The organism is Achromobacter agilis (assembly GCF_900496965.1).
GTDB classification, from domain to species: Bacteria; Pseudomonadota; Gammaproteobacteria; order Burkholderiales; family Burkholderiaceae_B; genus Achromobacter; species Achromobacter agilis.
Genome location: NZ_UFQB01000007.1, coordinates 187,846 through 200,685, shown reverse-complemented (window position 1 = coordinate 200,685; position 12,840 = coordinate 187,846). Strand labels below are relative to the sequence as shown.

Here is a 12,840-nt window from a genome sequence, read left to right as displayed (position 1 = left end):
CAGGCTGAGTCCCGGGCCAGCCCTGGCGGGGCAGCCCTAATCCCGCGAGGCGCCGCCGCCTTCACCGGCGCCGGCCACCGCGGAATCCTCGAGCGGCGCCGCATTGTCGTCCCACCAGTCGCCCAATGCCTCCAGCAGCGGCACGAGCGCGCCGCCCGAGGGCGTGAGGTCGTACTCGACGCGCCGGGGATATCCGTCGAAGTCGGTTCGCCGGACGATGCCGGCCAATTCCAGCTTGCGCAGTTCCAGCGTCAACATCCGATGGGAGATCGTCGGATTGTCGCGGCGCAGGTCGCTGAAGCGCTTGGTGCCCTCTTTGAGGTAGTAGATCAGCAGCGTCGGCCACCTGCCGCTCAGGACCTGCATGATCTCTTCGATGGGGCAGCGCGATACCAGGTCTTTCATCGGCGGGGCATGGTCACATAAATGTGCGTAGTTTACTTGTCCCGCCAGGTCCGTAGAATCCCAATCCGCTGCGCAGCGGAACCATTTACTACGGAGAAAATCATCTTGGAACCCATCCTGATTTATGGATTTCCGCTCGGCAGCTCCATGGGGCTCGTCGCGGCGCTGGAGTGGCTTGGCAAGCCATATCGCTTGTGCCGCGTGGACATGCTGGGCGAAATGAGGCTGCCTTCCTATGCGCGGCTCAACGCGCGCCATGAAACGCCTGCTTTCGTCGGCGAGCATGGCATGGCGTTCTCGGAGACCATGGCGATTGCGCGGTGGATCGAGAACCGGGATACCGAGCGGCGCGTCAGCTTCGATCCTCTCTCGCCGGAGTCGGATCGCATGCACCAGTTCATCGCGTTTCTGAATACCGGCTTTACCGCCGCCTACACGCCGCACTGGGTGGCGCTGGAAATGGATCCGCCAGATCCGGCAATGCAGAAAATGCTGAGGGAATGGGGCGCGCAACGCATCATCGAACGGCACGACAAGCTCGAGGCGATGCTTGGCGACACGCCGTTCGTGGTGGGAAACCACCCGACGCTCGCGGACGCCGTGCTGATCGGCGTGGCGCGTTGGCTGGATTTCCATGGCGTTGCCGATCCGACCCGTTGGCCTCGGCTGGCGGCATTGCGGCAGCGTCTGGAAAACGACCCGGCGGTGAAGTATGCCACTGCGCTGGAGACCGGCGAAAGTCCGTCTGGCTCGGGCCTTTGCAAAGGCCACGTGCCTCTGGACGAACTGATATCGGCATACGGCAAATAGGCCGACCAGGAACGGGCGGGCGGCCGGCGCGGCGGCCCCGGATATAGCAAAATGGTGTCTGGCGCCGCGCGCGCGATTCTCCTTTTCTGCCAGGACCCGCCATGCCCCAGTTCGATCTCTATCAGGTTGATGCCTTCACCGCCTCTCCATTCGGCGGCAACCCTGCCGCCGTGGTGCCGCTGGGCGCCTGGCTGCCCGATGAAACGCTGCAGCGCATCGCCGAGGAGAACAACCTTTCCGAAACCGCCTACTTCGTTCGCAAGGGCGATGTCCACGAGCTGCGCTGGTTCACGCCCGCAGTCGAGGTGGATCTTTGCGGGCATGCGACGCTGGCTTCGGCCTACGTCCTGTTCGAGCAGCTGGGGGTGCGGGAGGAGGTGCTGCGGTTCGCCACGCGCAGCGGAGAACTGCGGGTGCGCCGGGCGGGTGACCGGCTGGCGATGGACTTTCCGGCCAAGCGGCCCGAGGCCATGGATATCCCGCCGGGGCTGCTGCGGGCGCTGGGCTTGCCGGACGCCCGGGCGCTGTACCGCACGGACGACTACCTGCTGGTGATCGACGACGAGTCGCTGATCGACGGGCTGACGCCGGATTTCGCGGCGCTCGCGGCGTTCGATACGCGCGGCGTGGCGGTGACCGCGCCGTCATCCAGCTTCGATTTCGTATCGCGCTGGTTCGGGCCGCGGGTCGGCGTGAATGAGGACCCGGTGACGGGTTCCGCGCATACGTCGCTGGCTCCGTACTGGGCGGAGCGCCTGGGCAAGCGCGTCTTGAGCGCGCAGCAGGGCGGGGCGCGCAAGGGGCAGCTTCAATGCGAGGTGCTGGACAATGGCCGGGTGGTCGTCAGCGGGCAGGCCGCGCTGTACATGCGCGGCACGATCCATCTTTGATGCCCGCGGCCACGCCGGCCCCGAGGGCGGTCAATCGTGGATGGTCCGGGCGGTCAGCACGTAGCCCAGCAGACCGATAACGGGGCCGGGCACCAGGACCCAGGCGGCATCCAGGCCGATCTTCTCCAGGACGGACGTGGTCAGCGCGATTGAGACCACGGTAATCGCGAAGCCGATCGAATTCTGGATGGCCAGGGCGGAGCCGACGATTTCGGGCGGACAGTTGCGTGCGGACAGGGCTGAGAATTGCGGCGAGTCCGCAACCACCGAGGCCCCCCAGAGAATCAGGAGCGCCATCATGGCCGCAGCGGGCAGGGCATGCCAGGAAAGCGCGAATATGGCGCCGGAGAGGCCCGAGAGGCAGAGCGCCCCGAGGGCGACCGGCGCGCTTCCATGGCGCCGCGAGACCAGCCCGCCCAGGATGCAACCCAGCGCGCCGACGGCAATGACCGCGAACGAAATTCCCGGAATGCCCGTGAACGGCAGGAAAGAGGCGAGATCCGTGCGGGCCACCAGGACGGGAACAACGGTCCAGAAGGCGTACAGCTCCCACATATGGCCAAAGTATCCCCAGGCCGAGGCGCGGAATTTCCTGACCTTGAAGGCGGACAGCACATTCAGCCTGGCGGGCGCTGCGGCGCTGTCCGCCGCATCGCGCGGGCGCCTGGCGGGCAGGAATGGGCCATCTCCCAGTTTGAGGATCATCAGGCCGCCAGCCACGGCCAGCGCCGAGGACGCGAGCACGACGGATTGCCACGGCAGGCCGGCGCCAAGCTCGCGCAGGAGATGAGGCAGGGCGGTGCCGAGGGTAAGCATGGCGACGAGCTGGGCCAGCGCCATGCCTGTGCGCGCGGGCTCCCAGCTCACGATCAGCTTCATGCCGAGCGGATAGATTCCGGCAAGCGAAAGACCCACGAGAAATCGATAGGCCATCGCGTCGCCGAGGCCATGGGCGGCGAGCGCGAAGAGTCCGTTGAAGACCGCGCCGAGAGCCGTGCTCAAGGCAAATACCCGGCTCGCGGGGTAGCGGTCGGCAAGGCCGAATATGGCCAGGATCAGCGTTCCGGCGATGAAGCCGGCCTGGACTGCGCTCGTCAGCCACCCGATGTCCGACGCAGTGATGTTCCACGAGATGGCCAGGTCAGGCGCTGCGCTGTTCGCGCTGAACCACAGCGACGTGCCCAGTAACTGCGCGACCGCGATCACGGCCGACGGGCGTAGCCAGCGGTTCGTTTCCAGGCTGGGGGAAGTGGCTTTCATGCGGTTTTCCATCCGGATTCACCCGATCGCCTGACCGCCCCGCGCCTGCCGGAAGTAGGCATGCGCGAGATCGACCCAGTACCGGACGCCATGCGGAATGGCCGTATCGTTGAAGTCGTAATTGGGATGATGAAGATTATGCGATTTCCCGCCCGGCGAACCATTTCCAATAAGAATATATGCGCCGGGCTTTGCCTGAAGCATGAAGCCGAAGTCTTCCGAGGTCATGTTCGGCGGCGTGTCCACGTCCACTTTGTCGGCCCCGAAGGCATCCTGCAGAACCTGCGCGCAAAGCCGTGTTTCGGCTGCGGAGTTCACGGTTGCCGGATAGAACTGGAAGAATTCCACGGAGATGCTGGCGTCCTGGGCCAGCGCCAGGCCCTTGCAGAGATTGCTCATGCCGCGTTGCAGCATCTCCAGGACGCCGGTGGAGAGGGTGCGCGCCGTCCCGCGTATTTCGACACTCTCGGGTATGACGTTATCGGTGTGTCCGGCGTTGAGCATGCATACGGAGATCACGGCGGGGTCTATGGGATTCTTGTGCCGCGCCGCCAGGGTTTGGCGCCCGCGCCGCCTTCTTCGCCGGGCTGGAACACGAAATGCACGGTTCCGGGCAGCTGGGGCTGGAGCTTCAGGGCCCTGGCTGCCCCCAGCAGCATGACGATGTGGCCGTCGTGGCCGCAGGCGTGCATGCGGCCCTGGTGCCGCGAGGCATGTGCGAAATCATTGGCTTCCTGGATCGGCAGGGCGTCCATGTCCGCTCGCAGCATGATGGCACGGCCGGGGTCCCTGCCGGGCAGCGTGGCCACCAGGCCGGTCTCGGCGATGCCCCGTTCGACGGCATAGCCGTAACTTTCCAGGGCCTGGGCGATGGCGTCGGAAGTGAGATGCTCTTCGAAGCGCAGCTCCGGCCTGGCATGAAGCTGCTTGCGCAGCTCGCAGAGGCGCTCGATCGGATCTAGGGAAACGCCGGCGGCGCAGGTGTCTATGTCCATGGCGGGCCTCAGGCGGCTTGGTCGAGGTCTTGCGGAGGGAGGTCGAGCTCGAACCTGTTCAGCGCGTCGAGCATGCCCGCGCAGGCATCGGCGACCTCTCTGCCCTTGTGCTGCAGGTGATCGGAGAAGAATTTCTCGTGGTCCCCATGTGAATGAAAGTGATGGGGAGTCAGCGACATCGAGAACACCGGAACGTTTGTTTCCAGCTGCACGCGCATCAGGCCGTCGACGACGGCTTGCGCGACGAACTCGTGCCGGTAGATGCCCCCGTCGACGACCAGGGCGGCGCCCACGATCGCGTCGTATCGCCCGGACAGCGCGGCGCGCTTGGCCAGCAGGGGGATTTCGAAGGCGCCGGGCACGTCGTAGGTGTCGATGCGATTCAACGCCCAGCCATAGTGGGCCATCGTGTCGTAGAAGGCCAGCCTGGAGTGGGCCAGCAAGGCGGAGTGCCAGCTGGACTGAATGTAGGCGATGCGCCTGGTCTGTTTCTTGGTCCGCATAAACGTACGTTTGCGGCGCCGTTCGCGATGAACGGCGCCGCAGGCTCGGGGTCAGTGGTTAGGAAGCATTGGCGGAAAGCCGGCCCGGGGCGGAGAGGCCGCGTGTGGCGATCGAAACGACGGTCAGGACGACCAGATTGAAGAACAGTGCGATCATGCCGACGTTCAAGTCCTTCAACGCAGTCGGCAGGAACGGGAACATGCCCGCGACGGTTTGCTTGGTCAGCGAAACGTAGGCCACCGTGGAGACGCCCACAATGATGCCGGCGAAGGCCGCCGGTTTCGAGACAGGGTTCGACTTGAGCAGGCTGGCCAGGAAAACGGGAAAGAGCTGCGTCACGAACGCATAGGCCATGAGCAGCAGCGCCACGATGGTGTCTCCGCCGCCCAGGGTGAAGAACACGGCGACTGCCATGATCACGGGCGCAAGCCACTTGGCGACGCGGGCGATGTGCGCATCTTCCACGCCGGGCCGCAGGGGCCGGTAGACGTTGTTCGCGAGCAGGGTCGCGGACGTCATCAGAATCATGGAGCCAGGGACCAGCGCCGTGAGGATGCCTGCCGCGCCGATGACGCCGACGAACCAGGGGTCGAACGTCTGCAGCGAAATCTTGAAGAGCGCCAGGTCGATGTCGCCGCCTTTCAGGCCGGGCACCTGCAGGATCGCGGAGAAGCCGACAAACAGGATGAACAGCAGCATGAGCTGATAGATCGGCAGGATGAATGCGTTCTTGCGGAGCACGCCGTCGCCCTTCGCGGTGTACACGGCCATGAACATATGCGGCCACATATAGAAGCCGAGCGTCGACAGCACGACCGTCGAAACCATCCAGGTCGGGCTTTGGCCCACGTCACGAAGCGCCAGGAAGCCCGGTTTCGCCGCCTCGATGGCGGTGAACATGTTCTCGATGCCGCCGTAATAGTGGTACGGCAAGTACAGTCCGAGGAAGATGGCCACGAACATGACCAGCGCGTCCTTGATGACCGACGTCCAGGCCGATCCGTGCACGCCTGACAGCGCGACATAGGCGGCCACAACGATCGCGCCGATGATGACGCCCTGGTTCGCGGAGATGGCCGAGTAGGACGAGATGCTGACGATGATGCCCAGTCCCTTCAGCTGCAGCACCAGATAGGGAATCAGCGCGATGAAGCCGACGATGGCGACCAGCACGCCCAGCGCGTTGCTGTTGTACTTCGAGGCGAAGAAGTCGGGCTGGGAAAGCAGCCGGCGTTCCTTCGCATAGCGCCATACGGGCGGCAGGATGAAGTAGGAAAGGATGAATGGCAGGCTGCCGTACCCCAAAAGGTAGTAAGCGCCGGCGCCACTGCCATAGGCGAATCCACTGCCGCCGAGGAAGACAAAAGTGGTGTAGATTTCCCCGGCCATCAGCAGGAAGACGATCGCGGCGCCGAACCCACGGCCCCCGACGGTCCACTGCTCCAGGCTCATGTCCTTGCCGCGCCTGGCACGAATCCCGAGAAAGAGCGCGACCCCAACTGCCAAAGCAATAAAGATCAGTGCGCTGTTCATTTTGCGTGCCCGTCCTGCTGGGTGGATTCCGCCTTTTGGTCAGCGTAGTAAATGACCGCCATCACGATCGATGTCAGGACGAGGGACAGCGTCAGCCAAGACAGCAGAAACGGCATCCCGAGCATGAACGGGGTGACGCGATTCAGAAAGAACGGCCCAACAAGGACCATCAGGACTGGCGCCAGCGCCAGGGTGTGAACGGCTCGCATGGATAGATCTCCGATTTTTCCCTTGTGATTGGACGCGGTTCGACCTCAAGGCGATGGGTCATCGCCTCGATAATCTCTACGCGCGCTTGTTACGGTGAGCGTGGCCGACGCTCACCGCTTATCGTCGATGGAGGCTCAGGCCCAATCCATCAAATGCGAGATGCTCTTGACGTGCGTATAGCACTCAAGGCCTTCTGTGCCGCCCTCGCGGCCGTAGCCGCTTTCCTTGACGCCGCCGAACGGCGTTTCGGATACCGCCGACACCAGGTGATTGATCGCCAGGTTGCCCACTTCGAGCTCGTCGCCCAGCTTGTACGCATTGGCAGCGGACGTGGTGAAGGCGTAGCCCGCCAGCCCGTACGGCAAGGCGTTCGCGCGCGCGATGGCCTCGTCGATGTGAGTGACACGCACGATGAGGATCAGCGGGCCGAACGGTTCTTCGTGCATGGCGCGGGCGTTGTCGGGAACGTCGGCAAGCACGGTAAAGGGGTAGACGCACCCCGCGCCGGAAGGCGGGTTCCCGCCGCAGACCAGGCGCGCGCCGCGTTCGAGCGCATCTTTCGTCAGAGCGTCGATGGCGTCGAAGCGGCGGCGGTTGACCACCGGCCCGATGTCGTTGCCGGCGTCCATCGCGTTGCCCGCCTTGATCTGGCTTCCATGGCGCTGCATGGCGTCGACGAAGGCGTCGTAGACCGCCGCATGGACGAAGAAGCGGGTAGGCGAGACGCACACCTGGCCCGCGTTGTTGAGCTTGCCCTTGATGCAGGCGATTGCCGCCTTCTCCGGATCCGCATCCTCGCAGATCACGACGGGAGCGTGGCCGCCCAGTTCCAGGATCGCCGGTTTCATGTGCTGGGCGGCCAGCCCCGCCAGGTGTTTGCCCACGGGAGTCGACCCCGTGAACGTGATGCCGCGTACCGCCGGGCTCGCGATCAGATGCGCCGAGATCATCGCCGGATCTCCGAACACGACGTTCAATACGCCGTCGGGCAGCCCCGCGTCCTTGAACGCCTTTGCGAGCAGCACGGCGCCGGCCGGCGTTTCCTCGGCAGCCTTGAGAATGATCGAGCAGCCCGCGGCCAATGCGCCGCCCACCTTCCGAGCGGGGGAGCTCATCGGGAAGTTCCAGGGCGTGAAGGCCGCGATGACGCCGATGGGTTCGCGGATCACCGTATGGCGCATGCCGGGCTCGGCCGGGACGATGCGGCCGTAGAGCCGCTTCCCTTCGTTTGCGTCCCAAGTCATCAGGTCGCAGCCGCGGAGCACCTCGGCCCGGGCCTGGGCGAGGGTCTTGCCCTGTTCCAGAGAAATGGCGTGGGCGATTTCCTCTACGCGTTCGCGGATCAGGGCTATGGCCCGCAGCATGATTTCCGCGCGCAGGGCGGGCGCGGTCTTTCTCCAGGCGCGGAACCCTTGGGCGGCCGCTTGGATGGCGTCGTCGAGATCCTGCGCGCCGGCCCTGGGGACCGAGCCGATGACCGTGCCGTCGGAGGGATTGGTGACCGGGTCGCCGGCGACTTGGCGCCATTGGCCGCCGATAAACATCTGGATTTCTGGGTAAGCGTGCATTCTGGTGTCCAAAATTCTGATTTCGTTCTTCGATGCGGCTGCCGCCGGGCAAGCCCCGGCCATCGTCAGCCGCCGGACGAAGGAAAGAGGGGCTTGCCGCGCCCGCCCCGGGAGGGGGGACGGCGGAGGTCAGGCGTGGGCGGGTTGCGGCGCCTGCGGCAGGCGGTGGAAGTCGCGGCCGAAATACACCAGGCCTTCGCGGCCGACGGTGCTGCGGATCGCCTTGATTGCGCAATAGAAGACGGTGTGCGTCCCGACTTCGTTCATGGACATCACTTCGCAGTCCAGGGCGGCGACGCCATCGACAAGCGCCGGCGCGCCGGTTTCCAGGCGATCCCAGGTGGCCGCAGCAAAACGCGATTCCATGGGCACGCTCTTGGAGGCGAACTGCATGGCGATGTGGCTTTGGTCGCCGGCCAGCACATTCACGCACAGATTGCCGTTCTCGCGGATTACGGCGTTGTTCTTGCTTGCCCTGTTGATGCAGACGAGCAGGGTAGGAGGATCGTCCGTCACGGAGCAGACCGCGGAAACCGTGCAGCCGGCAAGCCCCGCCTTACCTTCGCTGGTAATGACGTTGACCGCCGCGCCCAGGCCCGACATGGCTTCTCGGTAGCTCGATTTGTCAATCATGGTGGCACCTTCTCGTTATCCTGCCGGGCATGCGGGCCGGGAGACGCCGCAAGCCCCGGCGCGACTACGGCTTATTTACCGTTGCTGCGATAGCTGGCCGCGGGATGCGAGGCCGGGAGGCGGGCGTGGCCAAACAGCTTTTCGCGATAGCAGCCATCGTTGTACGAGGCCTTGTAGACGCCACGTTCCTGCAATTGCGGAATCAGGTGCTCGATGACCTCATCGAAGCATTCGGGAACCACTGTGCGCGATAAATTGAAACCATCGACGTCGGCTTCTTCGCTCCAGCCGATCAACTGCTCGGCGATCTGATCGACGGAACCGACCCAAGGCGTTTGCCGGCTGCCGAGAACCATTTGTTCCAGCAGTTTTCGGCGCGTCCATTGCGGGCCGCTGGCGCGCGTCATGGCTTCCACGTTCGAGACGATCGCCTGGCTCTTGCCGGTATCGATGGGTTCGTCGATGTCGTACTTTGCAAAGTCGATTCCGAGCGACGCCGCCGCATGGGCAAGGGCGCCTTCGGTGCTGACGTACTTTCGGTACTCCGCGAATTTTTCCTGGGCCTCGGCTTCCGTGCGGCCGATGATCAGGGTGGCGCCCAGGAAGACCTTGACGTCATCCGCCCGCCGGCCGAGCTGCACCGCCTGGGCGCGGATGTCGCTGACGATTTCTTTGACGCCTTCCTTCTTCTGCCCATTGACGAAGACGCATTCGGCGTGCGTGGCCGCGAACTTGCGGCCGCGGGAGGAGGAGCCCGCCTGATACAGCACCGGCGTGCGCTGCGGAGAGGGCGCGCAAAGATGCATGGCGTCTACCTTGTATTGCGGCCCCGAGTGATGGATCGTCCGGATCTTGGCCGGATCGGCATAGATCCCGCGCTCGCGGTCAACCAGGACGGCATCGTCGTCCCAGCTGCCTTCCCAGAGTTTGTAGACCAGCGACATGTATTCGTCCGCCAGGTCGTAGCGGTCGTCGTGGGCGATCTGGCCGTCGATGCCGATGGCGCGGGCCGCGCTGTCGAGATAGCCGGTGACGATGTTCCAGCCGACCCGGCCCCCGGTCAGGTGGTCCAGCGTCGACATGCGGCGCGCGAACAGGAACGGCTGCTCATACGTAAGGTTGGAGGTAACGCCGAAGCCAAGATGCTTCGTCACGGCCGCCATGGCGGGGATGAGCAGCGTCGGATCGTTCACGGGAACCTGCGCGGCGCTGCGCAGGGCGGCGTCGGCGTTTCCGCCGAACACATCGTAGACACCGACCACGTCGGCGAAGAAGATCCCGTCGAAGAGGCCTGCTTCGAGCCGTTTGGCGTAATCTACCCAGTACTGCAGTTCTCCGTGCCGCGTCGATTGGTCACGCGGGTGTGTCCACAGGCCCTGTTGGATGTGGCCGACACAATTCATGTCGAAGGCATTGAAGCGAATTTCACGTGACATATCAGTTTCCGAAGCTGTACTTGGTGAGTTCCGGGCAAGCCCGAATCGCCGGTCTGGCTGTGGTGTCAATTATAGTGAACGATTGATCACTATCAAAGATCTTCCATCTAGGGACAAACCCGGAAGTCCGATGTGTGCTACGAAACCGGCATGGCCGGCAGGCATGACGCGGGCCGATACAATGACGAACAGAACCAGTAGCGCTTACCGCCACCATGAACAGCCCACTTCCTGATCCTTCCATTGCCATCGCCACGCGGCTTCGCATCGAGCGCGAGGCCAGGGGCTGGTCGTTGGGTGACCTGGCCGACAAGTCCGGCGTGTCCAAGGCGATGATCAGCAAGATCGAACGCTGCGAAGCCAGCCCCACCGCGACGATCCTGGGCAAGCTGTCCGGCGCGTTCGGGCTTCAGCTGTCCATGCTCCTGGCCCTGGCCGAGCGGACTGGCGAACGCCTGAGCAAGGCGGATTCGCAATCGGTATGGGTAGACCCGGAAACCGGCTATGAGCGCCGGGTGGTGTCGCCCCGCAACGGGACGATGCTTGAGATGGTGCAAGTGACCCTGCCCGCCGGCGTGCGGGTCGAATACCCGGCCAGCGCCTTTGTCTTCCAGCACCAGCAGATCTGGGTTCTCGAGGGAACCCTGACGTTCCACGAAGGGGAAACCACGCATGTCCTGGAACATGGGGACTGCCTGCAGCTTGGCCTGCCGGCCGCATGCGCATTCCATAATGCGACGGACGTGCCCTGCGTCTACGTGGTGGCGCTGATCCGCCGCTAGGGCCGTCGCAGCGTATCGGGTTCAGCCGTCCACGGGTTGGGCCGGGCCTTCGAGGCGGAGCTGATAAAAGCTCGCGTCCAGCCACCGGCCGAACTTGAAGCCGACTTCCGGCATGGTCCCGACGTGTTTGAAACCGAGCTTCTCGTGCAGCGCGATACTGCCCGCGTTCGTTGCGTCGATGCAGCCGATGAGGACGTGGACGCTTGATTCGCGCGCCCGGGCGATAAGGGCGGACAGGAGCGACCTGCCAAGCCCGCAGCCGCGGTAGTCCTTATGGACGTAGACGCTGTGCTCCACGGTGTACTTGAAGGCGGGGAAAGCGCGGAATGTGCCCCAGCTGGCAAAGCCGGCTAGCGTGCCGTCGTCCGTGAAGGCCCCGATCACCGGGAAGCCGCCCGCCGTTTTCGCCTGGAACCAGGCCACCATCGCGGCCGGCTCGCGTTGGCGGTAGTCATAGAGCGCCGTCGAGTTCAGGATCGCTTCGTTCAAGATATCGAGGATCGCGGTCGAATGCTGTTCAGCGCGGCAATCGGCAAATTTGAACGTGGGCTGAGGCATGTTCTGTCTGTCTACTATAGAAAACAATCGAATCCTATAAGGGATGACTATTGTGCGCCATCTTTGAAACGTATGGAAATATAGCCTTGTTACCAGCCTTCACGACGTGGTATCTATCCCCGATGTCGGACCGCGCCCGCGGTTGTTCCTAAGCGTTGCCATGAAATTCCTGCACCTCCTGTTTGCCGCAGCACCTCTTTTCGGAGCCAGTTTCAGTCCTAATGCCCTGGCCGGGGAAGTGCGAGTCGCCGTCGCGACCTTGCTTGCCGAACCGCTGCGCGCCATCGCCCAAAGCTTTGAAAAGGATACCGGTAACAAGGTGATCCTTACGGTGGGCAACACCAGCGAACTGCTGCGGCAAATCATCGATGGCGCCCGGTACGATCTATTGCTGCCCAATAACACGGCGGCTTTGAAGGAGCTGGAGGACCGCAATCTGGTCGTGGCCGGCACGCGTTTTACCTACGCGAGGAATTCGCTGGTGCTGTGGTCTCCGGAGGAGGGTTACGTCGACCCTCAGGGTAAGGTCCTGACCCGCAAGAAATTCGATCGGCTGTCAGTCGTGAGCCCGGCGCTTGTGTATGGCCAGCCGGCGAAGCAGGTGCTCGACAACCTCGGCATCGCCCGCGAGATCTCGGCCAAGCTGGTCGAACGCCACGACATCGCCGAGTCCCGGCAGTTCGTTGCTTCCGACGCTCCAAGCCTGGGCATCGTGACCTTGTCGCAGGTATACGCCAACGGCAGGCTCTTGCGGGGATCGGCCTGGCTGATCCCGCAATCGCTCTACGATCCCATCAGGCAGCAGACCGTCATTCTCGATGAAGGCCGGAACAACCCGACGGCGCGCTCGTTCCAGTTTTATCTCAAGGGTTCCAAGGCCGGTTCGATCCTGCTTGGCTATGGCTATAAACACGAAGTGATCGCTGGCGCGCTCTGAAATCCCCACGGTGCGCAACGCACCGGCAAGCGTAGCCCGTTCATGGGAAACCAAGGCCCTTCAGGGCCTGCCGCTGCCTGATTCCTCCCCCATTGGCACGCATCCGCGCGTAGCCCGTCTCCTCACCTCGCATCCCGGCCATTGCAATGCTGGCCGTCCCGGCCTCGCCCTTACCGAAGCTGGAAATATATGCCCTATTTGTTATTGGTGAACCGTTTCATTGTGTGCTAGAGTTGGCAAAAATTATGAAGACGGCCATTAATTCATAGGGAATTCAATGGCAATATGGGGAGGCGCGGTGCTTTTTTATTCAAATAAT

The 12,840-nt window shown here is 63.6% G+C and carries 13 protein-coding genes and 1 pseudogene; 4 read left to right on the top strand and 10 right to left on the bottom strand.

Translation table 11 applies throughout. From position 1 onward, the window contains the following. Positions 1-36: 36 nt before the first annotated feature. Positions 37-405, bottom strand: a complete 369-nt coding sequence (locus AGI3411_RS11325) for a winged helix-turn-helix transcriptional regulator (protein WP_129527465.1) — start codon at positions 403-405, stop codon at positions 37-39. 105 nt (positions 406-510) lie between these two features. Here AGI3411_RS11325 and AGI3411_RS11320 point away from each other — a divergent pair, with 105 nt between their 5' ends. Both AGI3411_RS11320 and AGI3411_RS11315 read left to right on the top strand, forming a co-directional pair. Then, complete coding sequence (locus AGI3411_RS11320) at positions 511-1,215, top strand: glutathione S-transferase family protein (RefSeq protein WP_129527464.1); 705 nt, start codon at positions 511-513, stop codon at positions 1,213-1,215. Between the two features lie 101 nt (positions 1,216-1,316). Continuing rightward, a complete protein-coding gene (locus tag AGI3411_RS11315) occupies positions 1,317-2,105 on the top strand; it encodes a PhzF family phenazine biosynthesis protein (RefSeq protein WP_129527463.1) in 789 nt (262 codons plus the stop codon). Between the two features lie 30 nt (positions 2,106-2,135). On the opposite strand, the gene AGI3411_RS11310 is transcribed toward AGI3411_RS11315, so the two are convergent. The 8 genes and pseudogenes from AGI3411_RS11310 to AGI3411_RS11275 form a co-directional block, all read right to left on the bottom strand. Then, positions 2,136-3,377 (bottom strand): MFS transporter, encoded by a 1,242-nt coding sequence (locus AGI3411_RS11310; RefSeq protein ID WP_129527462.1) that lies wholly within the window; start codon positions 3,375-3,377, stop codon positions 2,136-2,138. Between the two features lie 6 nt (positions 3,378-3,383). After that, positions 3,384-4,360, bottom strand: a pseudogene (locus AGI3411_RS11305) (M20/M25/M40 family metallo-hydrolase). Positions 4,361-4,368: 8 nt separating this feature from the next. After that, positions 4,369-4,863, bottom strand: a complete 495-nt coding sequence (locus AGI3411_RS11300) for a 6,7-dimethyl-8-ribityllumazine synthase (protein WP_129527461.1) — start codon at positions 4,861-4,863, stop codon at positions 4,369-4,371. Between the two features lie 58 nt (positions 4,864-4,921). Continuing rightward, a complete protein-coding gene (locus AGI3411_RS11295) occupies positions 4,922-6,397 on the bottom strand; it encodes a sodium:solute symporter family protein (RefSeq protein ID WP_129527460.1) in 1,476 nt (491 codons plus the stop codon). Continuing rightward, positions 6,394-6,606 carry a DUF3311 domain-containing protein gene (locus tag AGI3411_RS11290; protein WP_129527459.1) on the bottom strand — a complete coding sequence of 71 codons (213 nt, stop codon included), beginning with the start codon at positions 6,604-6,606 and terminating at the stop codon, positions 6,394-6,396. Before AGI3411_RS11290 ends, AGI3411_RS11295 begins: the two co-directional genes overlap by 4 nt. Positions 6,607-6,741: 135 nt before the next feature. Then, complete coding sequence (locus AGI3411_RS11285) at positions 6,742-8,175, bottom strand: NAD-dependent succinate-semialdehyde dehydrogenase (RefSeq protein ID WP_129527458.1); 1,434 nt, start codon at positions 8,173-8,175, stop codon at positions 6,742-6,744. A gap of 129 nt (positions 8,176-8,304) precedes the next feature. Further along, a complete protein-coding gene (locus AGI3411_RS11280) occupies positions 8,305-8,808 on the bottom strand; it encodes a flavin reductase (protein WP_129527457.1) in 504 nt (167 codons plus the stop codon). A 71-nt stretch (positions 8,809-8,879) separates the two neighbouring features. Next, the gene (locus tag AGI3411_RS11275) at positions 8,880-10,244 is read right to left on the bottom strand and encodes an LLM class flavin-dependent oxidoreductase (protein ID WP_129527456.1); all 1,365 of its coding nucleotides are present in this window, start codon (positions 10,242-10,244) and stop codon (positions 8,880-8,882) included. 215 nt (positions 10,245-10,459) lie between these two features. Here AGI3411_RS11275 and AGI3411_RS11270 point away from each other — a divergent pair, with 215 nt between their 5' ends. After that, on the top strand, positions 10,460-11,026 hold the full coding sequence (locus tag AGI3411_RS11270; RefSeq protein WP_129527455.1) for a helix-turn-helix domain-containing protein: 567 nt from the start codon (positions 10,460-10,462) through the stop codon (positions 11,024-11,026). Positions 11,027-11,047: 21 nt separating this feature from the next. On the opposite strand, the gene AGI3411_RS11265 is transcribed toward AGI3411_RS11270, so the two are convergent. After that, positions 11,048-11,584 (bottom strand): GNAT family N-acetyltransferase, encoded by a 537-nt coding sequence (locus tag AGI3411_RS11265; RefSeq protein ID WP_129527454.1) that lies wholly within the window; start codon positions 11,582-11,584, stop codon positions 11,048-11,050. A gap of 160 nt (positions 11,585-11,744) precedes the next feature. On the opposite strand from AGI3411_RS11265, the gene modA reads away from it, so the two are divergent. Further along, entirely contained in the window at positions 11,745-12,521 is a 777-nt protein-coding gene (gene modA / locus AGI3411_RS11260) for a molybdate ABC transporter substrate-binding protein (protein ID WP_129527453.1), read from the top strand. The last annotated feature ends 319 nt before the right edge of the window (positions 12,522-12,840 follow it).